Origin of the sequence: Rhizobium sp. Pop5 (assembly GCF_024721175.1) — a bacterium.
GTDB lineage: Bacteria > Pseudomonadota > Alphaproteobacteria > Rhizobiales > Rhizobiaceae > Rhizobium.
Map to the genome: position 1 here is coordinate 2,238,274 of NZ_CP099399.1, position 24,728 is coordinate 2,263,001.

The window sequence follows — 24,728 nt, forward strand, 5'->3', positions numbered from 1 at the left end:
AAACCTTGCCAAGTCCGGATCATGCTATTTCCGACCTGTCGGAGAGGATATCGGCCGGTGGCACGTCTGCGCCGCCCTTCGAAGCGCTTCGGCGCGATATCCTCGCCACCTGTCACCGGCGCGGCGCCCCTCCAACGCTCCTCATCGGCCCGAAAGGCGGAGCCTCTAAGGACACGCCACAGCGCCGCGCCCTGCATCGTCGCCTAGAACATATCCCGCCCGTCGCTGCGCGGGTCGCCCTCCACGCGGTGCGGCTCATAGAGCCCTGAGCGGGCTTTGCGCCGCCAGGGCCGGGAGAGATCGCCGGGATTGTCGTCGATATCGGCAAGCGATATCGCGGGCATTCCATCCGCCGGGCATTGCGCCACCCATCGGCCGCCGGGGGCGACGATGCCGGAACAGGCTGGCTGAGCGTCCGATCCGGGATAGGTCAGCATCGAGAAACTGACCCAGTAGCTGTTGGTCGCCGCATGCCCCTGCGCCTCGGCGGCGAAGGACGGCTCGTTGGGCGGCGACCCGCCCGTGGTCGAGAACAGCACGCAGTTGACATCCAGCCGCTCATACTCGGCGAATATCTCCGGATAATGGCACTCCATGCCGAGCGAGCAGCCAAAGCGAATGCCGTCGATTTCGAAGGTGACGGGGATCGAACCCGGCGTATACATGAAGGAGATTTTGGTGTTGGAGAGCAGCCGTTCGTCGTAACGCGTCACCAGCGCGCCGCGATCGGAGACGACATAGAGGCTGTTGTGCGGCCGGTGCGGCTCGGTCAGCGGATGCACCGATCCGAACACCACCCACAGTCCGAGCTCGCGCGCGAGGTTGCGCGTCTGATCCAGCTCCTCGCGCAGGGCGGCCCATTCGCACCGGCGCCAATCGGACGGCCCGATCTCCTTTGGGCCGATCGCCGACATGATGCGTTTGTTCGGCGCGCAAGTCGCCCCCTCGGCGAAGTGCACGAGCCGGGCGCCCGCCTCCCGCGCCTGCCACATCAGCCCGCGCATTTCCCGCCCGCTTTCGCGAAGCCCGGCAATATCGCGGGGGTCGTCGTAAGATCTGGTCTGCGCCACAGCCAGTCGCAACCGTTTAAGCTGCGGGCCTTGGTCTTTTGTGAAAGCGCGGCGCATGTGCATGAGAGCGGTCGTGTAAGACTCGCCCGTCTTGGCGGCGCGGGCGCGCACACGGCGTTTGAAGTTTCCGTTTTCGGTCATATCTCGGCCTTTCCAGTCTCGGACGGCATTCCCCGGCAAGCACGCCCTGGACATCAGGACCAAGGTTGACGACCCGAGACGAAAAGTCCCTTTGCCTCCGGTTTCAAGGACCCTGCCGGGGAAGGTCCAAGGAGGTTCGGCGGAAGGTCACGCCAGGCAAAAACATGCCGCCGCGACCTTGATTCGTCAATTGCGGAGACGGCCGACTGGCGCTCCAGAGCAGGCCAGCCCATCGAGGCCGCTTCGCCGCATCCTCCAACGCCCCCGTCCCAGGGCGCAATCCCATCAGCCATTTTCGGCCGAGCCGCGCTGCCCGATCCGCCACGGCGGATCGATGCGGTTCGAGCCGGCGAAATAAAGGATGATGCGGTTGCCGCCGGGGTCGAACAGCTCCGCCTCGCGCCAGAGCCAGCTCTTGTCCTCGGGTCCGCTCGCAAACCGAAGACCGGCTGCGCTGAGGCTGGCGACCGTCTCGTCCAGCGCCTCGCATTCGAAATAGACCGTCGTCCCCCCACCGCCGCTCTCGCCCTGATGCAGGGAAAAGGTGCTGTCGCCGTCGGGACAAACGAAGCGCGCATAGCGAGGACGGGCATCGACGATCGGGCTCAGACCGAGCGCGCAGTAGAAGTTCCAGCCCGCATCGAGATCGGGCATCGTAACGGTCACCTGGTTCAGACGCATGCTCTCTCCTTCCAGCCGATCCGCACGGTTTCGCTAACATCGCATGAATCAAATTCGAAGCGATGCCTTTTACTGCCCGCAAAACTCATGTCAGAATATAAGCGCTCCCACCGGTCCGCCACGATCAGGAAAGCCAGACGCCATGCACAAGTTCACCGTATCCATCACCCGCGAGATCGAGGCCGACACCGCCGAGGAGGCCGCCCTGCTCATGTATCAGGAGCTCGCCAAGGATCCGGTCCCCGACCGCTATACGGTGACCGACGAGGCGAAGGTGACGAGGGAAGTGAAGCTCGATCGGGACAAGGCGGATGAATTCGCGGCCATCGACCACACCGCCGATCCCGGCAACTGGTAAGTGCTGACCATCCACCGCCCCTTGGGCTGCGCACCTCAGCATAAGGAACCTTGGAGGATGCCGCGCGTGACGCCAGATGCTCGATTGGGCGGGCACTTCCTCTCCTCCGTCATTCCTGTGCTTGTCACAGGAATCCAGTCGCCCAAGTCCTTGGGCGCGGAAGACCTCCTCTGCTTGAAGAGTCATTCACGGCGCGGACGCGCCGTGGCTGGCAACTGTATTGTCAGGTCGTCTGAAACATCGTCTTGTCCCTGAGCAAAGCGTTTGCTGTGACGAGGATTTTGCGGGCGATGGCGATGAAGATGACCTTGAGGGGTTTACCCTTTGCCATCATCGTTTGGGCCGTCCTGGCGAAAGGCGACTTCATCCTGTAGGCGACGAGCGCGGCCATGTAGAGCGCGTCGCGCACGCGCTTTCGCCCGCCACGGATATGACGCTGGCCACGCAAGGTGCCGCTGTCGGCATTGAAGGGCGCAAGGCCGGCAAGTGCGGCCATGGCTTTCGGCGAGCGGCCACCGAGTTCCGGCATATGGGCAAGCAGTGTGAAGGCCGTCACCGGTCCGATGCCTGGTATGGAGCGAAGCCTTTTATTCCGCTCGCTCATGTCCTGATCTGCCCGCACGTGTTCATGGCAGGCTTTCTCGATGCGGGCGATCTCGTCGTCGAGCCAGGCGATATGGCTTTCGATGCTGGCATGCTGGCTTTGATCGGCATTGTGAATGCGGACGCGTTCCTGCTGGCGCATGGCCACCAGCTGATCGCGCCGGCCATGCAGGTCGGCCAGATGCCGGTGCAACGGATCGGGCGGCACGTTGACCGGCGGAGAGAGCGTTTGCCCCATATGCGCCAGCAGCCGTGCATCGATCGCATCGGTCTTGGCCAGAAGGCCGAGCGCCTTGGCAAAGTCGCGGGCTCTGGCCGGATTGACCCGGCAATAGGGCCGCTGGGCTTCTTCCAGCGCGACGCACAGCAGTCTGTCGTAACGTCCGGTCGCCTCCAGAACGACAGTGACATCGCGTCCCTCCAGGGTTGCAAGCCAGCCAGCAATGGAAACAGGCGTGTTGTCGATGCGGATATGCTTCTGCGTCTGAGCGTCGAAAAGATCCAGATGCGCCTTGGAGACGTCGCATCCGATGAAAACAGGGTGTACCATGGCAAGCCTCATCCTGTGCTACGAGGTCCGCGGCAACGGCCTCTATCAACTGTTCAGGTTGGGATATCGAAAGCGGGCGGAGGACCAAGAGCCAGCAAACGGTCTCTCACGACCAGGATTCCGACGGCTTTCCGCCCGCAACCCTTCTACCACAGTTCCAATACACAGGATTCCTGTGACAAGCACAGGAATGACGGAGGAGAGGTAGGTGGGCGTCAAAGGACAGGGCTCTTATCATGACCAATACAAGGGGACGTTTCACCAGCTTTCAAAGCATTTCGAGCATCCCGGCTTTGCGCCGCCTCCGAACTGCGGTAGTTGCGAAATCCCGTCCTGCCGCAATGCCGAGGAAAGCACATGACCTCACCTCTCAAAATCGCCGTCGCCGGCGCGAACGGCCGCATGGGCCGCGCCATCCAGTCCTTGCTGGGCGCCGATCCGGGGTTTGCTTTCGTCGGAGGCATCGGGCGCCCCGGCTCCGTGGGCGCGGGGCTGATCGATCGTGCGGCCGCAATCGGCGTGGCGGATGTGATCCTGGATTTCACGACCGGCAGTGCGGCGGCCGAACTCGCCGGGCTTTGTGCGGCGGCCGGCGGGCCGGCTGTGATCATCGGGGCGACCGGTTTCGAGCCGGACGAGCTGGAACGGATCGGTGAGGCCGCCCGCCGCATTCCCATCCTGCGCTCCGGCAATTTCTCCATCGGCCTCAACATGCTGGTCGGCCTCGTCGAGCAAGCCGCGCGCGCCCTTCCCGCTGCGGGCTGGGATATCGAAATCCTCGAAGCCCATCACGCGGGGAAAATCGACGCGCCGTCCGGAACGGCGCTGATGCTGGGTGAAGCCGCTGCCGCCGGCCGCGGGGTCTTGCTCGAATCCGTCGAGCGGCGCGCCCGCGACGGCATCACCGGCGAACGCCCGCCCGGCGAAATCGGCTTTGCGGTGCTGCGCGCCGGCGGCATCGTCGGAGAGCACAGCGTCCTCTTCGCCGCCGCCGAGGAGGTTATCACGCTCTCGCATTCCGCACTCGACCGCGCCATGTTCGCCCGCGGCGCGCTTGCCGCCGCCCGCTGGCTCGCAGGCCGCGCCCCCGGCGAATACAGCATGCAGGATGTGCTGGGTCTGGCGCCGGGAGCCGGCTGACAAGCCGGCTGAAGACAGGGGCTTGAAGCCGGTTCTTGAATCAAATTCTAAAGCGCGTCGCGATCTTTCAGGCTCGAACTGGCAGCGGATCGAACATCCGCTGCCAGAGATGATCCAACGCGTGGCCTGCTTATTTTGCAGGGGCTTTGTAGGCAGATACGATTTTGCCCGCCTTTTCTTGGGCGGCCTTGAATTCCGCACCCGTGTATGCTCGCACGGTTTTGATATTCGTTACAGCTCCCGATGCGCCGACGACAAGAAGTGCGGGGATCAGGTCAACACCGTCGGGGAATTCCGCGACTATCATCCAGTCAGTTTCGCCTGTTGTGACGTAGAAAGAATGCTGTTTCCCGCCTGCTGCTTCCATGATGGCACGGGCCGCCGCTTCCCGGTCCGATGGATCGGCGATCATTCCCTTCGCTGCCGTGGCTGAATAACACCCTGTGATTATGAACAGTGGCATAGGATATCCTCCCTCAACTATTCAAGCAGATCGGGTGATCTGCCGTGTATTCAATATCTCACATCTAGGCGTACGCCGCGATTAGATAAACCGGAGTAAACCCTGCGTGCGTCGTGAAGAAGTCCCGCGCCGCCCCCGTCGAAACATCGACGCCGACGACAAGGATGTCGGCGAAACTGCCGAAAGCCGGGCGCGCCAGCCTTTCTTTCGGCGGCGCGATCCCCCTGCCGCGCATTGATCGAGTGCACACCAGGTGTGAGCGGCGCATCGGATAGTTTCGTTATCGCAAAACCGCCGTACACTTATGCGCGACATGCTCTAGGCAGACGCGCTCACGACATCGAGAACCGCCGAAGCAACGACGACTTCGGTTCCGGCAAGGCCGACGGAGCAGAACAGCGTCATATCCTCGGGCGATCTCCGTCCGCTTGCTCTCCCGGCGATGATTTCGGCGAGATCGGTCATGCGGTGCTCATGGCCGGAGCCGGCAAGGAAAAAGGGCGAGGCGTAGGCGCGCGTCTGTTCCGGCGAATCCGTCGCGATCACGGCTGCGGCATCGGCGATATCGAGGCCAAGCTCGTGTCCGTCGCGCGTTTTCGGCCCGACCGTGTTGATATGAACGCCGGGTTTCAAGTCGGCGGCGTGGATGACCGGGGTTCGGCTCGTCGTCGCCGAGATGACGATGTCGGCGTCGCGAACAGCATCCCGAGCGCTGCCGGCGGGCTCCACCGCCAGCCCGAGCGTGCGCTGCATCTCCTCGGCAAAGGCGACGCGATTTTCCTCGCTGCGGCTATAGACACGGACAAGGTTGAGCTTCCGCACGGCGGCCGCCGCCGCAAGCTGTGTGCGCGCCTGCGCTCCGCTGCCGATGATCCCGACGCTCCTCGCATCCGGCGCGCTGAGATGCCGGATCGCGATGCCACCGATCGCCCCAGTCCTCAAGCTTCCGAGACGCTCGCCGACACAGATGCCTTTCAGCCTGGCTTCGTCGGCCGACCAGACCGCGACGATCTGATCGGCGCCGCCGAACGTCTCATAGACCCGGAACCCTGCCAGCGGCTTGTCACCAAGGACACCGCCGACGGTGAAGACGAGATCGCCCTGGCCCGGAAACGACACATGATGCCTCGGCGGTGAAACCAACCGATTGTCGACCCTGGCGAAAAAAGCCCCCTCCAACGCATCGATCGCGACGGCCATTAGCCCGCTATCGTTGAGATCCTCATCCCTCAGAATTTTCATCACGGCAATCTCCCATTCAGGCGACAGCCTGCAACCCCAACCCGGCTTGAGGTCAAGAGGCCGGACGCCTTCTGCGTGCTGCGAGTATCGGGATTGACGCAAGGAGCGGCGTTGCGCCACGTGCTTCGAGCCTCCGCCCAAAAGGGGCTGCGCGCCCGGGGCGCCCCCCTCTGTCCTGCCGGACATCTCCCCCACAAGGGTGGAGATCGGATGGGCGAGATGTCTTCCCCAAACAACTGGCCGTCACATGCAGCGTAAATTCAGGGCGAGGCATGGCTTCTTGCCGATCTCCCTCCTTGTGGGGGAGATGTCCGGCAGGACAGAGGGGGGTGCCATACGGCAAAACCTCCAAAGGGAAGGAAGAAAGTATCTCGCGCTCAAGAGAGCCTTATCCTGAGACGCCCCGCAGGGGCCTCGAAGGACCAGGCGGGCGCTCGAGGGATGGATGAAGCAGCGCTGACTTCGAGGCTCCGTCCTTCCGGGCTGCCCACCTCAGCATGAGGGGCGTTAGAGAATGCCGTCCACCCGCCGCGCCATCATCACGTCGTCGATCTCCCTGCCCTCTTCCAGAACCCCGCCGGGAATCCTGCCGATCTCGGCAAAACCCTGCCGCTGATAGAAGCGGATCGCCGCCGGGTTTTCCGCGCTGACGAAGAGCTCGAGCTGGCGGATGCCGATATCGCGCGCGTGATCGGATATCGCCTCCAGGAGTCTGACGGCAAGCCCGGTCCCGCGCAGGCTGCTGCGCAGATAGACCATGACGATCGTGGCGCGGTGGGCCATCTTGCTCGACCTCTGCCGAAACAGGCCCATGATGCCGATGGGCTCGCCATCCTGGAACGCGATGAAAACCGGCTCGTTCAGCCGGTTGCGCCACTCCTCGATAGACAGCACCTCCCAGTCCTCGTAGCGACTGGCAAAAGAGGCCGGCTCCGCGCGAAGCGCCTCCAGGCGGATAGTCCGGAAAGCCTCCACCTCGTCTGCGCCGACACGCCTGATCGTCACCCCGCCTGCATCCATCGCCACCTCCCGGGATATAGGAGCTATGTCATTGCAGCAGGCTTCAGCCAATGCAACCCGGAAGCGATGAGTTCGACTTCGGCCTTTTTTGTCCATCACCTTGCGCCATAGATGAGAGCGCGCCCGGGGCACCCCCCTCTGTCCTGCCGGACATCTCCCCCACAAGGGTGGAGATCGGATGGGCGAGATGGCTTCCCCAAACAACTGGCCATCACATGGAGCGTAAATTCAGGGCGAGGCATAGCTTCTTGCCGATCTCCCTCCTTGTGGGGGAGATGTCCGGCAGGACAGAGGGGGGTGCCATACGGCAAAACCTCCAAAGGAAGAAAGTATCCCGGCGCCCAAGCCAACGCCAGCCAAAGGTTGAAGCCTCGAATGCCGGAGGCAGGCGCGCGCCCGGTTACTGCGCCGAGGTTCCGACCCGGCCACCCTTGCGGACGGTCGGTTCATCGGTTGGCCGGAGATCCCATTGATCCGGGCTGACGGCCGGCCGGCCGGATGACCGCTTGTCGGTTACTTCAGGCGCTGACTGACCAGTCGGCATTGGCTGACCAGTCGCCCCAGGCAGCGCCTGGCCGCTCGCCGGTTCGCGGGTCGACCGGACGATCAGCTTGTCCGGCTGAACCGCCGGTTCCAAGGCGGCTTGATCGCCCAGCCTTTCCATATTGAAGGGTGCAACGTGACGGACGACGACAAGAAGAACTGTCCCGATCAGCGAGCACACCAGCGCGTAGAGAACGAAATACTTCAACGCATATCCCTCGCCAATTGACAGAGCAGCCTTGATGGCAGCGCGAATGATATTTTCGCATTATCGAATATACTTTGCAAAAAGGCAATAGAATTCAAGTCACGCCAAGAAATCTCAAAAATGAACAACCGACAATAAGATCATTATTAGAAAGATTTACGAAGCATCTCCCGCAATGCTCGATTTTATCTTGATGATCGCGGTATAGGCGAACAGCACTGGCGGGCGCCGCCGGCCGCTCAGCTCCTGCGGTGCCGTGCCCGGAATTGCCGGGGGCTGCAGCCTTCACGGTCGTGAAAGACGCGCGAGAAATAGAAGGCATCGTCCATGCCGATCATGGCGGCGACGGTTTCGATCTTTTCATCGGTGGTGACGAGAAGTTGCTTGGCGTGGTCCATCCGCGCCCGAAGCTGGAAGGCCTTGGGCGGCAGGCCCGTTTCGGCAACGAATTTCCGCCGCAGCGTGGCGGGCGACATGCCGTGCCGGGCGGCAAAGCCGGCAAGGTCGAGCGGCTGCAGCGCCTGGCTGCGCAAGGTCTCGACAATCTCGCCCATCGCCGCCTCGCTTTCGCGCCGGCCCACAGCACCGCCGGCCAACCTTGCCGCTGAGATCACGATACGGTGCAGCGTCGATGCCGCCGCGGCCTGCCCGAGATTGGTATTGTCGGCGAGATCTGAATGAAGCTGGCCGAAGAGCCGTGCCATCTCCTCGTGGTGGCGCAGCGCCACGACAGGATGGCGCTCGGCAAGGAGCCGCAGCCGCACGAAATCCCGCGTGAACGAGCCCTGGAACAGCGCCCAGCGCTCGTCCCAGCCCGCCTCATCCGGTCCGTAGGAATGCGTGCGGTTCGGAAACAGCCAAAAGAGAGCCGGTCCCGCCACGCGCTGGCGCCCGCCGGCCGCGGTTTCGAGAAACCCCTGCCCGCGCTCCACCAGCACGACGGCGAAGCTCGGCAGCTTCCTCTCCGTCACCGCGTGGCGCGCGTGCTGCCGGCCGCTGCCGGTGACGGCAAGCCCGCCGGCGCTGCCGTGCGGCGAACGATAGAGGGCTTCGGCGTCTTTCATGATGAGCGAAAAGTCCAGCTTGGATTTTCCTCCATGGCATCAACCCCATGCTGTCAGCTAATTGAAGATGGGGGAACTCAAGCGAGGGATGGAGGAAATGTCAATTGCCCTGAACGCCGAGGCCCAAAGGCCCGAGGTTACGCTTGCCGCGCACGGCAGGAAGCTGCCGGCAAAAAGGCTCGGCTGGCTGACGCCGACCGATCCCGCAATCGGCGTCGCAGCCATCCGCGCCCGCTACGAAGAAGACGGCTATGTCTGGCTGAAGGGGCTTCTGCCGCGGGCAGACGTGATCGATTTCCGCGGCTGGGTCTTTTCCCGCCTCGCCGAGACCGGCCTGCTGGAGCCGGGCCACGATTTTTCGCTCGGCATCGCCGCCGCCGAGGGCGTTGACTGGAACCTCGCCAACCGCCGGCTGATGTCGATCGTCCGCTCCGCCGCCTATGAAGGCTTCTGCGCGCAGCCGCGCCTCGTGCACTTCATGGACGCTTTTCTGGGCGGCATCTCCTATCTGCACAAGCGCAAGCTGATGCGCTATGTCCAGCCCGGCACGACGATGGCGACACCCGCCCATTACGACCTGGTCTATCTGCGCGGCGGCACCAGCCGGCTCGTCACCGCCTGGATCCCGATCGGCGACATCCCGGCCGAAATGGGCGGCCTCGTCTATCTCGAAGGCTCGCACGCACTCGGCCGCGGCATGGAGGCCGAATTCCGCGCCCGCAGCGGCGATCTCACCCCGGAGGAGCGCATCAGCGCCTATAACAGCCACATGGCCGAAGGCGGCTGGGTCTCGAAGGATCTTCCCGCCATGGCCGAACGCTTCGACAGGCGCTGGCTCGCCGCCGATTACGAGGCCGGCGACGTCGTGCTCCACTCTCCCTACATGATCCACGCCGCCACCACCAACGAGGACCGCGCCCGCCGCCTGCGCCTCTCCACCGACATCCGCTACCAGAACGTCGACGACGAAATCGACGCCCGCTGGAGCAACCATTGGAGCCTGGGGGATATGTTGTAATAGAAGGCATGCGGCGCGGGAGGGCCAGTGGAGCGGACGCCGCCAAGACAGCGCCGGCGATATCGGCTAGACTGCCCGCGCCGACGGCTTGCTTGGGGCGGCCCCTTCAGGGGCCGGGGGTGTTCGGCATGGGGGATCATATGTCGGCAATCGCATCTCTGTTTCAGGAGGCCGCCCGGCTTGCCGCCGCCTTCCGCCAATCCGCCCCCGCCCGTCATGTGCCCCGTCACGATTATGCCGCCTCCCTTGCAACCTTTGATGAGCCGCTGCCGGCGGCCGGGGCCGATATGGCCGAGGTCATCAGGCAGCTTGCCGAAGGCGCCGAGCCCGGCCTGCATCTGACCACTGGCCCGCGCTTCTTCGGCTGGGTCATCGGCGGCTCGCATCCGGTCGGCGTCGCGGCCGATTTCCTGACCAGCGCCTGGGGCCAGAATGCCGGAAACCACGTCGCCGCCCCGGCGGCGGCCGCCGTCGAAGCCGTCGCGGCGAGATGGCTTCTCGATATATTGAAGCTTCCGGCCGAAAGCTCCGTCGGCTTCGTCACGGGTGCGACGGTCGCAAACTTCACCTGCCTTGCCGCCGCCCGCGGCGAGGTGCTGCGCAAGGCCGGCTGGGATGCCGATGCCAAGGGCCTGTTCGGCGCGCCCGAGATTACCGTGCTGATCGGCGACGACGCCCACACGACCGTCTTCTCCGCGCTGCAATTCTTAGGCCTCGGCCACGATCGCGTGCTGCGCCTGCCGACAGACCGGGTGGGCCGCATCGATCCGGCCGCCCTGCCCGGCGCGCTTGCATCGGTCACCGGCCCTTGCATCGCCGTTCTCCAGGCCGGGCAGATCAATACCGGCGCCTTCGACGATTTTCCCCGCATTATCCCGGCCCTGAAGGAAAACGGCGCCTGGGTCCATGTCGACGGCGCCTTCGGCCTCTGGGCGCAGGCATCGGCGAAATTCAGCCATCTGAGCCGCGGCGTCGAGGCCGCCGACAGCTGGGCGACGGACGGTCACAAATGGCTGCAGACGCCCTATGACTGCGGCTATGCGATCGTGCGCGACGAGCTCGCCCACCGCCGCGCCATGACGATCGCCGCAAGCTACCTGCCGCTTGCCGCCGAAGGCGAGCGCGACCCCTCCCATTACGTGCCGGAGCTTTCCCGGCGCGCCCGGGGCTTTGCCACCTGGGCGATGCTGAAACATCTCGGCCGCGACGGCATCGCCGCCCTCATCGACCAATGCTGCGCCTCCGCCCGGCTGCTCGCCGACCGTCTCGCGCGCGAACCCGGCATCACCATCTTGAACGAGGCCACGCTGAACCAGCTCATCCTCCGCTTCGCCGCCGACCGCCCGGACGATGAAAGCGACGCGATCACCCGCAGGACCATCGAAAAGATCCGCGAGGACGCCGCCCTCTTCGCCGGCGGCGCCAAATGGCGCGGCCGCGACGTCCTGCGCCTCTCCGTCACCAATTTCCAGACGACTGCCGATGAGGCCCGCCTGGCCGCCGACAGCATCATCGCCGCCTTCCGAAGCGTCAGCCGCGGCTGACGTTCTTTCACGCGTGACATCGACCCTTGACACTCCCCCGAGTAAAGCTACCGTCCTCTCTCCAAGATTGAGGGATTTTAGCCCGCGGTCCCTCGCTTCGCTCCACGCTCCAACGGTTTTCCAATGTCACAATACCTGCCGGCAATTGCTGCTCTTCTCGTCCTGATCCCGGCCTTTGCTCACGCCAGCGAGGCGCGCGGAAAGGCCTCTCGCCTCGCAACGGACAACTGCTCGGAAATCGGCAGCATGATGGTGGCGGAGGTGCCGGCCGGCCCGACATATGGAGCCACTCATCTGAAATGCGGCCCGCAACAGGTCCTGAGGCTTGAGCGTCAGACGGGCCGCGATGGGAACAATCCTATCTGGACCTCGGTCGATCAAATCGCCGTTACGATGCCGACGCCTCGCCACGAACTCCTCGGGCCGGGATATTGCTCCTCCAGCCAATTCCCTGACGATGCCACCGTCGTTGCGCTCGGCACGATGGCGGAACAGCCGGACGGCTCCTATGGGTCGGAGAATGTGGTCAAAGCCTGGAGGTTCGATATCAAGCGCGAAAAGATGGTGGCCATATCAGTTGACGGCGTGCTCTGCGCGGTGGACGGGGGCGATTGACGCTCGTCCTCGAGGTCGATCTCGTTTTTACGTCAGATTCTGGGGCATGGGGCGTCATTGCTGCTTCCTTGACGATTTACCGTCCATTACAATCCCTTCCGCACATAGAGGAGTTCCGCCATGAGCGAAGACGCCTTCAACATGTCGATTCGCAAGTTCCTGAAGGAAGTCGGCGTCACGTCGCAGCGCGAGATCGAGGAGACGGTGCGCAAGGGGCAGGTCGGCGGCAAGACGTTGAAGGTCCGCATGACGCTAACGGCGGAAGGCACCGGCCTCAACCACGTGGTGGACGGCGAGATCGAACTTCCGTAGGCCGGGCGAAGCGAGCCCGGCAAGCAGCGCCTCGAACTGGGCATGGCCCAAGAATATCCGGCCAAGTCGAGACAACGTGGGAGCGGAACACCGGTTACAGAAAAAACATAATGCAACGTGGAAGATCAGCTCCACATTCGCCGCAATCTTCACGCTAGCTCGACATAGCGACCGAAGATGGGGGGATTGGATGCGGGGTTATCTATTTGCAGCCTTGCTGAATTTTGGAGTTCTGGTGGCAGCCAGCCCGGCTAGTGCCTGCCCGTGGCTTGAGCCCATGGAGCTCAGCGATGTCTCATATGCCGATGTCGTGGTCGTCGGTCGAGTGGCGAATTACACGCTGATCCTGGACCCCGAGGCGCGGCGGCGACACCAGGAATTGCTCGCCAAGACCAGCGGCAAATTCCATGAAATTCTCAAGAAACAATCGGGCTTTATGAGCGATTATGCGCGCTTCGATATTGTCGTTGAAGAGGTGCTGCGCGGCACGGCACCCGACAGGCTCACGGTGACCTGGGACAATTCATCCTTCGGCGAGCCGAAGGATATGCCCCCAGGCCCTTTCCTGATTGCGCTGCGCAAGGCGGACACACCGCAGCCACCGATGCGAGGTGCGGCCGCCACGATCCTGCCGACCCCGGAGCCCGCTTCCCTGACCGTCCTGCAGGCGCCATGTTCAGGCGCGTTCCTTTTCGAAAGCACGAGCAGCACGGCGGACGAGATCCGGGAGATATTGCAGCCAAGCCCCGAACGAGCGCCATGAGCGCCGGCGCGCGCTTCCCCTCATGACGCCCGGAACCGACGGCTCGGCCCGCCACGGAGGTTTGGAAGGACGTTTTTAACGAGGCTCAACATTTCTAAAAAAGCGCAAGAGAGCGGCCGCAGAGACCCTCTGCATCCGTTTTTTAAAATGTTGACCTCTCTTAGAAACGTCTTTGCCAATCTTAACTGATTGGATTCATTGGAATTCAGCGGCAAGGAGGTTTTTAAGGGGGCGAAATTGGCAGTTTCATCGTCGGACGGCGACGACGGAACTGGCGCGGTAGCGCGACAGCTGGACCCGGTTCGATTGGTTGCCGCCGAAGAGGTAGACGTATTGGCGCCGCTGGTCGAAATGGTCGAACAGGCTGACGTGGAAACGCCTGCCGCTGCGGATCACCACCACGTCGCCGCGCTGGGCGGAACGGGCGAAGACCGGCCTGCCGAACCTGATCCAGGAGCGCGCCATATTCGGATTGTCAGGCGGCTCGCGGAAGGATCGCTTGGCGACATAGGCCAGGAACGCCCCGCACCATGAGGTGCGCCTCGGATTGACGCCGAGGAAGGAGATGGAGCGTTCATGCATGCTTTTGTATCGGGACGCCGTGCTGAACATATCTGCCTCACAGGGCACGGCAAACGCCGTGAGGACGATGACGAGAATAACCCTCATGGTTTCCCACCATTGTTTCCAAGATCGTGATGATCTCAATTGTGACGAAGAATAAAATGCGGCGGGAAACGTAAAGATGAATCATGGCGCGAATGAGAGGCAATTTATCCGGGTATTTTTGCAGGTTAATCTGAAAAAGAACTTGGTGCGCAGGCGGCGCCGGCTCGGCCGCCGATGCCGCCAACATGGCAGGACGGCCTGCATTGCAAGGCTCGAAGCACCACCTCCCGCGCCGCCCGCATTTCCCAAGCCCGATCCCAATACTTTGTCACAAACGGCAATACATTCCCTCGCTCACTCCTGCCTTTTCAAAAGAAGAGCATCGGGCGGCCGATGCACCGAAAAAACACAAAACCCCGCCGCCAGAGAGGTTTGGAAGGACGTTTTTAACGAGACCCAACATTTTCAAAAAAGCACTGAAAACCGGCCGCGAAGGCCACTCTCCATCCATTTTTTTAAATGTTGACCTCTCTTACAAACGTCTTTGCCAATCTTAAACCATTGGATTCATTGGAATTCAGTGGCAAGGAGGTTTTTAAGGAAGGGTTTTTGGAGATTTTTCCGTATGGCCGGAGACAACGAAAAACGCATCGCAAATCCGCATCCGGCATGAAACCGGACGCGACATTTCTGCGTACTTGCCTTCAACGGCAACACAGGCAGCAAGGGATGCTGGCATGATCTGGAAGGAAAGCGTCGCCCCTCTCGCCGGACACGCCGCCGAACAGGGGCTGGCCAGACTGATGATGCGGCTGCCCGCCACGCGGGCGACGATCAGGGCAACCGCGGCGAGCGATCCGGATCTTTACGAATTGTGCGGCGCCTATGGGGAAGCCTGCGCCGTGCTCGATCGCATGCGCAGGGATCTCGCGGCAGATCCCGCGATCGTCACCGAATACGAGATCATCTGCGAGGAAATCGAAGCCGAGGTCATGCAGGCCCTGCTCGGCGACCGATAGGAAAGCCTCTAATGCAAGAGGCCGTCCGGATGGCCGGGGACGCCAGCCGCATCCGCCTCGCCATGATGGGACACCACATCGGCGATCTCAAGAAGATGGGACTCGCCGATACCTCCCCTGTCCGCGAAGAGATCGGTGAAATCGGCGGCCGCGTCGTGATCGCCGCCCTTGGGCGTCGGTTCGTGCCTGTCGAAGACGCCGTGACCGAAATGGCGAAGCTGCAGGGTTTCGCCGGATACGCTGTCGTCAAAAAGGTTGGCGTGACCGGCCTTGTCAAGCGCGACCTTGTCTTTCACGCCGTCATGGCCTGTAGTCGTCAGGTCGGCGGTGACGTGCACCGTCTCCCCGGCGGCCTGGACATCAAGGCTCGCCAGCCGAAGCCCGGTATCTTCAAAGGTCGTATTGTTGCTGACGGGGAAAGTGCCGGCGGCGATGATGGCAGGCGATATGCTGTAGGGCGTCACGTCGCTGGCGATGGCATTGTCGTGGAAGGCGCCGGAGGCGGGCCTGTCGACCTTCAGGGCGGCCTGCGTCAGGTCGTCGAAGGTGTTGTTGTGCACGTCGATGTTTTCCCTGACGTAGCTGGTGGTGCCGGCCGAACTGACCGCCACGCCCCAGGCGCCGTCATGGATGTAATTGCCTGAGATGTCGTAGTTGCGCGTATCGCCGGAGTCGCCGAGACCGATGGCATAGGACCAGCTGTAGCCGCCATATCCCGATATGTCGTTGTCGTGGATGGCGATATTGGTGCCGGCCTGCGCGCTGATGCCGAAGCCGCCGCCGATGATGGTGTTGCCCTCGACCGTGGCGTCGACCGGCCGGATGATCGTCAGCACGCCCTTCGGCGTGACCGCGCCCGTCTGGTCGAGAAGATTGCCGCTGACGAGGATGTTGCTGCTGTCGTTTATCTGGACGGCATCGGCCGTCGTGCCATGAGCATTGGTGACGGTGTTGTTGAGCAGGGTGACGCCGTTGATCTTCTCGATCCACACGCCGTCGCCGTTGACGTCGTTGATCGTCGTGTTTTCGATGGTGATGTTGGAGCCGGTCCTGAAGGTGACGGAACCGCTCCTCGACAATCCGGTGTGATCGATCTCGACATTGCGCACCGTCCAGTTCGAAACCGTGCCGCCGTAGATCGCCGCGCCCTCCGTATCGGAAATCTTGATGTTCTCGATCACAATGTTCGAGGCATAGAGGCTGTGAATGCCGTCGCCGGGGCTATGGATCACGGGCGCGTCGCCGATCCCGTAGCTGCCGATGGTGATCGGGGCGCTGACCGTGCCGGAATATTTGATATCGAACTGCTCGTTGAACACGCTTCCGGCGGCCAAAAGCACGCTGTCGCCCGGCTGCAGCTTCAGGGCTTCCACCGCGGAGAAGCTCGCAAAAGGCGCGTCTTCGCTGGTTCCGGCATTGGTGTTGGCGCCCGTCGCTGAATTCACATAGTAGATCGTCATATCGCCATGTTCTCGCATTGTCGCGCAGCCGTGCTATCGGCTGCGAGGGATGAATCGGATGCGGCCGGGAGTTGAAGACCGAGGACGGCCTTCGCCGCAGGCCCGTAAGCCTGCTTTTGGTCCCGAGGTGCGCCTGGCGGAGCGGCACCCCCAAACTACAACTTACAAGAAAATAATCTACCAAACAACGACCGGAAGGTGAACGAACGGTAGCGTACGTTCCGCGACAAAGGAGCGCCGGAGATGGTATTGACTATGGTTTTGCCTGTTTTCCCTCTGTCTCTGAAGCCGTTATGGCTCATCTTGAGACAACGACATGTCTCTTGAGCAAAGGTGCGGAGGAGACTTTGTCGACAAGCTGTGAAATCCCGGAGATTTCCGGGATCTCTCTTTAATTTCAGCTCCGCGCCCTCAGCTTAGAAAGCCATCCTTATGGATGAAGACGGTCAGCGTGTCCGTGTCGCTGTGATGCGTGTTCCCGTTGTCGACCCCGTAGCTGAAGTTCTCGCTCACATGGCCGTCATGGTGGGGCAGCTTCGCCTCGTCGAGCGTGTAGGCATAGTTGCCGTCCCTGTCGACTTGGATCTCGCCGTATTTGCCGGCGAGCGTCAGGCCGTGCTTGCCGACGGCCTCATCCCCGAAGCGGCGAAGCACGAGGGTGTCACTATCAGGGCTGTCATTGTCGAGAAGATTGCCGCGATGGGCAGCGCCCGTCTCGGTGATGATCTTCAGATTGTCGTGGACGGCCGAGACCGCCGGGTCCGCTACGGCCTCTGTCGTTGCGGCGGCCGTGGCATCGGTAGCCGCAAGCGTCGTCGCCCCGACATTGGCGACAATATGGTTGTTGCTGACGGGAAAGGTATGCGCGTCCTGGATAGCCGGCGATATGCTGGTGGCGGTCGTGCCGGTCTCGATCGTATTGTCGTGGAAGGAGCCGGATGCCGGCCTGTCGACCTTCAGCGCCGCCCCCGACAGGTCGTCGAAAGTGTTGTTGTGGACGTTGATGTTTGCGCGCACATAATCCGGGCTGCCGATCGGGGCGGTGACGACAACGCCCCATGCGCCGTCATGAATATGGTTGCCCGAGATGCCGTAGTCCTTCGCATTGCCCATCTCGCCGAGAGCGACGGCAAACGACCAGCTGTGGCCCTTGAATCCCGATATGTCGTTGTCGCGGATGGTGACGGTCTTGCCCGCCTGCGCGCTGATGCCGAAGCCGCCGCCGGTCAGCACATTGTCCTCGATCACGGCATTGACAGGCCGGATGAGCGTCAGCACGCCCTTGGGACTGGTGGCGCCCGTCTGGTCGAGATGATTGCCGCTGATCAGGATATTGCTGCTGTCGTTCATCTGCACGCCATCGGCGACGCTACCGTGGCTGTTGGTGACGGTGTTGTTGAGAAATTTGACGCCGTTGACCTTTTCGATCCAGACGCCATCGCCGTTGACATTGGATATTTTGCTGTTTTCGATGGTGATGTTCTCACCGGTCCGGAAGGTGACGGAGCCGGATTTACCCGACAGTCCCGCCTTGTCGACCTCGACGTTGCGCACTGTCCAGTTCGATACGTTGCCGCCATAGATGGCCGCACCGCCGGCGCTCGCTATCTTGATGTTTTCGATGACGATATTCGTGGCGTAAAGGCTGTGAATGCCGTCAGCGCCGCTGTGGATGACGGGTGCGGCCCCCGTGCCGTAACTGCCGAACTTGATCGGTGCGCTTCCGCTGCCGGAATATTTGATATCGAGCTGCTCGTTGAACACGCTTCCTCTGGCAAGGAGCACGCTGTCGCCCGGTTTCAGCTGCAAGGATTCCACTTTGGACAAAGTCGCAAAAGCCGATGTCTGGCCCGTTCCGCTGTTGCGGTCGGAGCCCGTCGATGAGTTCACATAGTAGATTGTCATATCGCCAATGTTGCCCTGTTCGTCGGATCGCTACGTCGCCACGGGAATCGACCGGGTCGGCCGATCGGCGGCGCGGGCAACCGGCCATGGCAACAAGGCGAGAAGATGTTGGCAATGGGGCAGTGGGCCGTTTACGGGCATTCTTCCACAATCAGCGGCGGCGAGGTCCGTAAGGTGCCGGAAAGCTGCAACTTGGGCCGGGAAAACATCGACTCCGAGGCGAATAAATCGAGCAATCCCGGGCGGGGCACGTACCTCGACTGGTTGTACGGCAGGTGATTCGGCACTTCGCTGACGCTTTGTGCTTCGCTCCTATCGTCGCTCCCCCCTCATCTGCCTGCCGGCATCTTCTCCCCGCCGGGGAGAAGGGGAATCGTGGCGGCGTCTCACTCCACTTGAAACCTCCACGGCAGAAATGGCCGTCGTGCGGCGCACTCCCCCTTCGCCCCCAGCGGGGAGAAGATGCCCGTCAGGGCAGATGAGGGGGGTGAGGAGTGCCAGCGACGCACGCCTTGAGCGGCAAGCGAAAGGCATCGCCTCCACACTCTCCAAGACGCGAACCCTATCCCCTCGCCCGCAACGCCGCGCTCAGCGGCAGCCGCGCCGCCGCCATCGCCGGCAGGGCGCCGCCGATCACCCCGACCGCCAGCCCCAGCAGCCCGGCGGTCAAAATCACATCAGGCGTCACGACAAGCTGAAACGCCATCCTCGTATTGTTCGCCCCCATCGTGCTCGCCTGCCAGCCATCGAAAGCCAGGTGCGATCCCACCACGCCGAGAGCCGCGCCCGCCGCCGACAAGAGCACCGCCTCCACCCAGGTCGCAGCAAAGGCGGGCAGACGCGCAAAGCCCAGGAGCCTGAGCGTGGCGATCTCCACAGCGCGGTCGGAGACCGAACTCATCATCGTATTCAGCGCGCCGGCCGTGGCACCCACGGCCATCAGAAGTGCGATCGGCCAGCCGAACAGGCGGATCAGGCTCTCGGTGCGCTCGGCCTGCGCCGCATAGAGATCAGCCTCGGAGACAGCCGTGAGCGGCGGACCGGTGAGGCCGGAAAGACGCACGCGAAGCGCCGCCAGTCCGCCAGCACCATCGAGCCGCACCCGCAGGCTCTGCATCTGTCCCTGCCGGTCGAAGGCCGATTGCACGGCTTCGAGATCGGCCCAGATCTCGGATTCGAAGGCGCTGCCGCCCGAGGTGAAATGCCCGGCGACCAGCCAGTCGACCGCGCCGAGCCGCACTTTCTCGCCGACCGCAAAGCCCGGGAAAGCGTCAGCGATGCGGGCGCCGACGACGATCTCGCGCGCGCCAGGTGCAAAGAGCCGCCCTTCGGAAATGACCGCGCGTGCGCGCAGGCCAGGCCCGGCCGGGTCCATGCCCCTCAGCGACAGCGTCTGATCGGCGCCGTCGCCTCCTCTTATATCGACGGGTACGACGATCTCGCGCGACAGCGCCAGCCCGCCTGCCCCATCATGCGCAACCCCCGTCTCGCCGCTCATGGCAGCCAGGCTGCGGATCGCCTCGGCAGGCACATCCGAGCCGGTCTCCTGGCTGGTGCCGCCGCCGAGAATGACCGCGATATCGGGAGAGCCGGCTCCGGCGAGCGCTGCCTCGAAGCCGCGTGCCATGGCGAGAAAGCCCGTAAGAACCGCTACGACGAGGGCGACGGAGAGCGCCATCGACAGCGAGATCCAAAGCCGCCGCGGCAGGCTGCCAAGATTGACTCTGATCATGAGAAAACTCTGCTTGAGCACTGATGACATTGGATTATCTCGCTCTGAAAGCATGGACGATGGGCAGGCGCATGGCTGTGAAAGCGGGCAGAAGCCCCGTCAGCAGCCCGAGCCCGCCGATGATGGCGGCGGATTTCACGAGCACGGCCGCGCCGAAGACGAGGCCGAACTCCGGCCCGATCAGCAGCGTCGCAAGCTTGGCGAGGATGAGCCCGCCCGCGCCGCCGACGGCGAAGATGAACAGCGTCTCGCCGAGGATGAGCGCCACGATCCTCCCGCTGCTAAAGCCAAGCACCTTCATGACGCCGATTTCGAAGCGGCGCTCCCTCACGGCAAACAGCATTGTGTTCACCGATATCATCAGGATGGTCACGAAGGCGGCGGCAACGACGAGGCCGACGATCAGGCCGACATCGGCATATTGCCGGAGAAAAGCTTCGAGGAACTGCTTTTCCGATTGCGTCCGGGTCTGCGCAGCCGAATTGGCAAACAGCGCATCGATCCGCGCCGCGAGTTCGCCCGATGAGACACCGTCACGCGGGCGCACCACGAAGGCATCGACCGTATCCTTGTCGCGGGCGCGCGCGGCATTGATCGCATCGTACCGCCCAATCATGAAATAGGTATCGGTGCCGGCATCGGCGCCTTCGAAAATCCCGGCGATCGTGAAGCTCCAGGTCCGGCTGCCGTCCGCCTTCATCAGCTGGCTGGCGACGGCGATACGCTGGCCCACCGCCCAGCCCTGCGCCTGCGCCAACGCCCGGCCGACCAGCACCCGGTCGCCGCCCTCTTCGAGCGCCGCGATCAGCTCCGGCGTCAGCCCCAGCGCCTCGCCATTGGCGGCGGCAATCATCCCGGGATCGGTGGCGCTGACGGCAACCACATTCTTCTCGGTCTCGACGAAGCCGCGCATGCGCGTGGTATAGGCGACAGCGGCGACATCGCCCTCGGCGGCGATCCGGCTGAGATAGGCAAGCGGCAGCGGCAGCCCCCGGCCCGCTCTGTTGAAGACGCCGAGCAAGCTGTCGCTTGCGCCCGCCGCCCCTTGGCTGCCGGCCATGAAGCTCGCCGTCAGCCCGTAGATCAGAAAGGCGACGCCGACCGAAAACATCAGCAGCACGGCGCGCAGCCGCTTGCGCCAGGCATTGCGGCGCATGAGCTCGAAAAAACTCATCGGCCGGCCCCTTCGGTGAATTCGCCCTTGTTGAGAGTGAGCGTGCGCCGGGCAAAGGCTGCCGCTTCCGGATCATGCGTGACCATGATGACGGTCTTGCCGAGCTCCCGGTTGAGGAAATCAAGCATGTCGAGAATATCGTTAGCCGACTTCCGGTCGAGATCGCCGGTCGGCTCGTCGCAGAGAATGAGGTCGGGATCGGCGACGATGGCGCGGGCAATGCCGACGCGCTGCTGCTGCCCGCCCGACATGTTGGACGGAAACTGCCGCTGCCGCCCGGCAAGCCCGACGAGCTCCATGACCGTGTCGACCCGCGCCAGCCTCTCCTTGCGCCCAAGCGGCTTCAGGAGCAGCGGCAGCTCGATATTCTCAGCCGCATTCAGCATCGGCAGCAGATTGTAGAACTGGAAGACGATCCCCATGCTATGCGCCCGCCAGGCCGCCCTCGCCGCCTCGCCCATCTGCTCGAGATGACTGCGCCCGATCCGGATCTGCCCCGCATCCGGCCTGTCGATGCCGCCCAGCATATTGAGCAGCGTCGATTTCCCCGATCCCGACGGCCCCATGACCGCCACGAAATCCCCGCGCGGAATGGAAAGATCGAGCCCCGAAAAGATCGGTATGGTCTCCCCGCCGATGCTGAAGGACTTCTTGACGCCCGCAAGGGCGATGTAGGGTTCTGTGGTATCGGTCATCGCTCTGCTCCTTGATGGTTGGTTATTGACGCTTGGGTCGGCGCCTGCCTCCCCTTCTCCCCAGCGGGCATCCGAAGGGTCGCCTCGCAGATTATCCTGAGGTACGGAGGCCAACGGCCGGAGCCTCGAAAGACGCCGGCGGGTGATCCTCCCCCACCACCAACCGAATCCGCGCCGCCATCGCAGGCCGCATGCCGGAAGGCGGCAAAGTGAGCCTCAGGCGCAGCGTCACCGTCCCCTTCTCCCTTGAGATAACAGGCGCGATCTTCGCCACCTCCACCGCGAAAGGCCTCTCGGGAAAACCGTCGAGAACCGCCTCGCCTTCGAGGCCCGGCCGCAGCAGCGCCATGTTGGCCTCCGCCACATCCGCATCGATCACCAGGCCCGCCATATCGGCAATGACGAGCAGGCTCTCATTCTCCCGCACGCTGTCCTCACGCGAAAGCACCGTGTCGCCGGCATGCGCGTCGAGCCGCGTGACCGTGCCGGAGATCGGCGCCCGCACGGTCAGCGCCTCGACCCGCTCACGCGCTTTGTCGATATCGAGCCGCGCCTTTTCCAAATCCTGCCTTGCCTGCTCCGCCGCGTTGTCGGCAGCATCGAAGGCCGTCTTCGCCGCTTCCAGCGCCTCGGCCGGCATGGCGTCGCGCCCGGCCAAGCGCTCGGCCCGCTCTCGCGATGACCGCGCCTGAGCAAGCGCAATCTCCCTCGCCTCCAGCGCCAGCGCCGCCGCCCGCCCCGATATCTCCGCGCCGCGACGCGCAAAACGCGCCCCGGCATCATCGAGCCGCACCAGCACCTGCCCGGCCACGACCCGATCGCCGGCCTCGACCTCGACGCCGACGATCCGCCCCTCATATTTGGAAAAGACGGTCGCGATACCAGGCGCGACGACATAACCGGAACCGGTGATCTCCCGGCTCGGCGCGGCCGCGCCTGGGATCAATGGAGTCGTGCTCCGGGTGGACGCAGCCGCCGCCCCGTCGTCCGGCAAAGCCCCTCCGGCTGTCGCCGCCTCACCCGCCGATATCGCAGCATCATCGCCCACAAGCCTTGCAAACGCCGCCTCGATCCGCGCCGGCATGTCAGCCCAATAAACAAGGGCAACCGCCACCGAGGCCGCCGCCGCAAGCGCCAGCATCTGAGGCCTCCCCCACCGCCGGGCTCTGCGCTCCGGCGGCTTCCTCTTGAAAGCCGCGGGCTCGATCGAAAGCGATCTCAGCTTGGCGGCAATGTCTCGTTCATGTTCCGATGTCGTGTTCATGCCGCCAGCATGGCCGCCGCCCGGAAAATCGCGACCTCGAACATGTTTCAGGCGGTCCTCGATCGCGATTGAGGACGGAGTGGCGGACTCGCCCCGGCTGGATTTTCCGCCGGTGTGCTTGACACCCCCCTCTGCCCTGCCGGGCATCTCCCCCACAGGTGGGGAGATCGGCTGGGCGCGACGGCTTCCCCAAACAACTCAGGCACTGTGATTGTCGATGCCGTCAGAGAGGGAGCGATGGTCCAACCTCTTGCCGATCTCCACCCTTGTGGGGGAGATGGCCGGCAGGCCAGAGGGGGGTGCCACACGGCACGCCCTCTCCTGCGCTCGCAGGAGTGAGAGATGAGAGGTGGGTGCCCCGACAACAATCGATAGCGAAGTCCTTAGCCTCGAAGGACAAGGGTTTCCATCACCCCTCACCCCTTCCGCTGCCGCCAGGAAACCGGCGTCATGTCCGTCACCCGCCGAAATTCCCTATTGAAGTTCGACTTCGTCTGGAAGCCGACCTCGAACATTACCTCGGTCACCGATTTCTCCGTGCCGGAAAGCAGCCGGCAGGCTTCGCCGATCCTGTAGTCGTTCACATATTGCGAGACGTTCCTGTCCATCGCCCGGTTGATCGCCGCGGAGATCTGGCGGGCGGGGATGCCGGCTTTGCGGGCGAGCCGGTCGAGATTGAGATTGGCGTCGCGATAGAGCTTCCGCGTCTCCATCAGCGCGTCGATCGTGGCGATCGTCTCCTTGTCCTCGCTCGTTTCGGGGCGCGGCGCGGTCTCCGGCGTCTCGGCCGGCGGCCGGCTTCGGCTGGCGGCGGCGGCCGCAATGCCGAGGATGATGAGGCCGACGAGATTTCCGGTGCTGATCAGCATCAGGGCGCGGTCGTTGTGCGCCGAGATGAAATCGAGAAAGACGAAGGTATCGAAGGCGGCCGACAGACACAGTGCGGCGGCCGTGAAGATGATCGCCCGATAGGCGGGCACCGCCCCTTCGAAGGGCGCAAGCCGCAGCGCGTCGGCGCCAGGACGCATCAGAAGCAGGATGGCGCCGGTATAGCCGACGAAGACGAGCACCAGCGCAATGTCGACCGCGTCCCGCCAGAACGCCACGAGCAGCAGGATGAGGACGGCGGGCATGGCATGCAGCGCAATCCGGGCCGCAAGCGGCCGCCGGCTCGTCTTCACCAGCCTGGAAACCCCGGCATAGGCAAGCGGCGGCACGATCGCCGCAATGACGGGCGCGACCATGCCGACGGCCTGCACCCCGTAACCCCAGCGCAGGCTGACGAGAACGGATTGCAGCGCCGAAAGCAGGATGAGCGCCAGAAACGGCCGGTTCGGCGCCGCCTCCTCGTCGCGCCTGAGAACGGCGACGAAAAGGATCATGAGCAGGAGGGCGATGACCAGGGGAAGCGGAATGAAGATCATGGGGCTCTGAGATCGGAATGGCGAACGCTTCGATCATCGCCGAGATCGCAGGCGGGCGCGACCTCCATCATGTTTTAGAACGTGTTTTCGGCAGGGATTTTTCGGCGCAGG

25 protein-coding genes are annotated in these 24,728 nt (G+C 63.4%); 8 read left to right on the top strand and 17 right to left on the bottom strand.

Features of this window, described 5'->3' with window-relative positions:
• Positions 1–203: 203 nt before the first annotated feature.
• Together NE852_RS13350 and NE852_RS13355 are read right to left on the bottom strand one after the other, a co-directional pair.
• Positions 204–1,211 (bottom strand): carbon-nitrogen hydrolase family protein, encoded by a 1,008-nt coding sequence (locus tag NE852_RS13350; RefSeq protein ID WP_258155657.1) that lies wholly within the window; start codon positions 1,209–1,211, stop codon positions 204–206.
• Positions 1,212–1,496: 285 nt separating this feature from the next.
• Entirely contained in the window at positions 1,497–1,892 is a 396-nt protein-coding gene (locus NE852_RS13355; protein ID WP_008536799.1) for a VOC family protein, read from the bottom strand.
• Positions 1,893–2,034: 142 nt separating this feature from the next.
• Between NE852_RS13355 and NE852_RS13360 the strand changes: the two genes are divergently transcribed.
• Positions 2,035–2,250 carry a hypothetical protein gene (locus NE852_RS13360; RefSeq protein ID WP_008536798.1) on the top strand — a complete coding sequence of 72 codons (216 nt, stop codon included), beginning with the start codon at positions 2,035–2,037 and terminating at the stop codon, positions 2,248–2,250.
• A gap of 223 nt (positions 2,251–2,473) precedes the next feature.
• On the opposite strand, the gene NE852_RS13365 is transcribed toward NE852_RS13360, so the two are convergent.
• A complete protein-coding gene (locus NE852_RS13365) occupies positions 2,474–3,403 on the bottom strand; it encodes an IS110 family transposase (protein WP_008536825.1) in 930 nt (309 codons plus the stop codon).
• Between the two features lie 357 nt (positions 3,404–3,760).
• Here NE852_RS13365 and dapB point away from each other — a divergent pair, with 357 nt between their 5' ends.
• Complete coding sequence (gene dapB, locus NE852_RS13370; protein ID WP_258155658.1) at positions 3,761–4,543, top strand: 4-hydroxy-tetrahydrodipicolinate reductase; 783 nt, start codon at positions 3,761–3,763, stop codon at positions 4,541–4,543.
• A 130-nt stretch (positions 4,544–4,673) separates the two neighbouring features.
• Here the strand turns inward: dapB and NE852_RS13375 are convergent, their stop codons facing one another.
• From NE852_RS13375 to NE852_RS13395, 5 genes are all read right to left on the bottom strand, one after another.
• Complete coding sequence (locus tag NE852_RS13375) at positions 4,674–5,006, bottom strand: GYD domain-containing protein (protein WP_258155659.1); 333 nt, start codon at positions 5,004–5,006, stop codon at positions 4,674–4,676.
• A gap of 318 nt (positions 5,007–5,324) precedes the next feature.
• Positions 5,325–6,248: an ornithine cyclodeaminase family protein gene (locus tag NE852_RS13380; RefSeq protein ID WP_008533875.1), complete on the bottom strand. Its 924-nt coding sequence runs from the start codon at positions 6,246–6,248 to the stop codon at positions 5,325–5,327.
• 507 nt (positions 6,249–6,755) lie between these two features.
• Positions 6,756–7,268 (bottom strand): GNAT family N-acetyltransferase, encoded by a 513-nt coding sequence (locus NE852_RS13385; protein ID WP_258155660.1) that lies wholly within the window; start codon positions 7,266–7,268, stop codon positions 6,756–6,758.
• Between the two features lie 400 nt (positions 7,269–7,668).
• Positions 7,669–8,019: a hypothetical protein gene (locus tag NE852_RS13390; protein ID WP_008533869.1), complete on the bottom strand. Its 351-nt coding sequence runs from the start codon at positions 8,017–8,019 to the stop codon at positions 7,669–7,671.
• A 239-nt stretch (positions 8,020–8,258) separates the two neighbouring features.
• Positions 8,259–9,083 carry an AraC family transcriptional regulator gene (locus NE852_RS13395; RefSeq protein ID WP_008533868.1) on the bottom strand — a complete coding sequence of 275 codons (825 nt, stop codon included), beginning with the start codon at positions 9,081–9,083 and terminating at the stop codon, positions 8,259–8,261.
• A 97-nt stretch (positions 9,084–9,180) separates the two neighbouring features.
• Between NE852_RS13395 and NE852_RS13400 the strand changes: the two genes are divergently transcribed.
• The 5 genes from NE852_RS13400 (at position 9,181) to NE852_RS13420 (ending at position 13,335) form a co-directional block, all read left to right on the top strand.
• Positions 9,181–10,101, top strand: coding sequence for a phytanoyl-CoA dioxygenase family protein (locus NE852_RS13400; RefSeq protein ID WP_008533867.1), 921 nt, complete (start codon positions 9,181–9,183; stop codon positions 10,099–10,101).
• A 140-nt stretch (positions 10,102–10,241) separates the two neighbouring features.
• Positions 10,242–11,645, top strand: coding sequence for an aspartate aminotransferase family protein (locus tag NE852_RS13405; RefSeq protein WP_008533865.1), 1,404 nt, complete (start codon positions 10,242–10,244; stop codon positions 11,643–11,645).
• A 123-nt stretch (positions 11,646–11,768) separates the two neighbouring features.
• The gene (locus NE852_RS13410) at positions 11,769–12,260 is read left to right on the top strand and encodes a hypothetical protein (protein WP_258155661.1); all 492 of its coding nucleotides are present in this window, start codon (positions 11,769–11,771) and stop codon (positions 12,258–12,260) included.
• Positions 12,261–12,380: 120 nt separating this feature from the next.
• The gene (locus NE852_RS13415) at positions 12,381–12,572 is read left to right on the top strand and encodes a DUF6494 family protein (protein ID WP_258155662.1); all 192 of its coding nucleotides are present in this window, start codon (positions 12,381–12,383) and stop codon (positions 12,570–12,572) included.
• 76 nt (positions 12,573–12,648) lie between these two features.
• On the top strand, positions 12,649–13,335 hold the full coding sequence (locus NE852_RS13420) for a hypothetical protein (RefSeq protein WP_245270767.1): 687 nt from the start codon (positions 12,649–12,651) through the stop codon (positions 13,333–13,335).
• A 246-nt stretch (positions 13,336–13,581) separates the two neighbouring features.
• Here NE852_RS13420 and NE852_RS13425 read toward each other — a convergent pair whose 3' ends face one another.
• Complete coding sequence (locus NE852_RS13425) at positions 13,582–14,004, bottom strand: TIGR02594 family protein (protein ID WP_258155663.1); 423 nt, start codon at positions 14,002–14,004, stop codon at positions 13,582–13,584.
• Complete coding sequence (locus NE852_RS13430) at positions 13,955–14,191, bottom strand: hypothetical protein (RefSeq protein WP_128623641.1); 237 nt, start codon at positions 14,189–14,191, stop codon at positions 13,955–13,957. The genes NE852_RS13425 and NE852_RS13430 overlap by 50 nt, the downstream gene beginning before the upstream one ends.
• A 490-nt stretch (positions 14,192–14,681) precedes the next feature.
• Here NE852_RS13430 and NE852_RS13435 point away from each other — a divergent pair, with 490 nt between their 5' ends.
• Positions 14,682–14,963, top strand: coding sequence for a hypothetical protein (locus NE852_RS13435; protein ID WP_008533851.1), 282 nt, complete (start codon positions 14,682–14,684; stop codon positions 14,961–14,963).
• An 8-nt stretch (positions 14,964–14,971) separates the two neighbouring features.
• Here NE852_RS13435 and NE852_RS13440 read toward each other — a convergent pair whose 3' ends face one another.
• From NE852_RS13440 to NE852_RS13470, 7 genes are all read right to left on the bottom strand, one after another.
• Complete coding sequence (locus NE852_RS13440; protein ID WP_008533850.1) at positions 14,972–16,423, bottom strand: right-handed parallel beta-helix repeat-containing protein; 1,452 nt, start codon at positions 16,421–16,423, stop codon at positions 14,972–14,974.
• Positions 16,424–16,834: 411 nt separating this feature from the next.
• Positions 16,835–18,328 (bottom strand): right-handed parallel beta-helix repeat-containing protein, encoded by a 1,494-nt coding sequence (locus NE852_RS13445; RefSeq protein WP_008533849.1) that lies wholly within the window; start codon positions 18,326–18,328, stop codon positions 16,835–16,837.
• A gap of 562 nt (positions 18,329–18,890) precedes the next feature.
• Positions 18,891–20,090 (bottom strand): FtsX-like permease family protein, encoded by a 1,200-nt coding sequence (locus tag NE852_RS13450; RefSeq protein WP_258155664.1) that lies wholly within the window; start codon positions 20,088–20,090, stop codon positions 18,891–18,893.
• A gap of 4 nt (positions 20,091–20,094) precedes the next feature.
• The gene (locus NE852_RS13455; protein WP_008533847.1) at positions 20,095–21,234 is read right to left on the bottom strand and encodes an FtsX-like permease family protein; all 1,140 of its coding nucleotides are present in this window, start codon (positions 21,232–21,234) and stop codon (positions 20,095–20,097) included.
• Positions 21,231–21,929, bottom strand: coding sequence for an ABC transporter ATP-binding protein (locus NE852_RS13460; protein ID WP_008533846.1), 699 nt, complete (start codon positions 21,927–21,929; stop codon positions 21,231–21,233). The genes NE852_RS13455 and NE852_RS13460 overlap by 4 nt, the downstream gene beginning before the upstream one ends.
• A 91-nt stretch (positions 21,930–22,020) precedes the next feature.
• Entirely contained in the window at positions 22,021–23,340 is a 1,320-nt protein-coding gene (locus NE852_RS13465; RefSeq protein WP_008533845.1) for an efflux RND transporter periplasmic adaptor subunit, read from the bottom strand.
• A gap of 269 nt (positions 23,341–23,609) precedes the next feature.
• Positions 23,610–24,617 carry an AraC family transcriptional regulator gene (locus NE852_RS13470; RefSeq protein ID WP_258155665.1) on the bottom strand — a complete coding sequence of 336 codons (1,008 nt, stop codon included), beginning with the start codon at positions 24,615–24,617 and terminating at the stop codon, positions 23,610–23,612.
• Positions 24,618–24,728 lie beyond the last annotated feature (111 nt).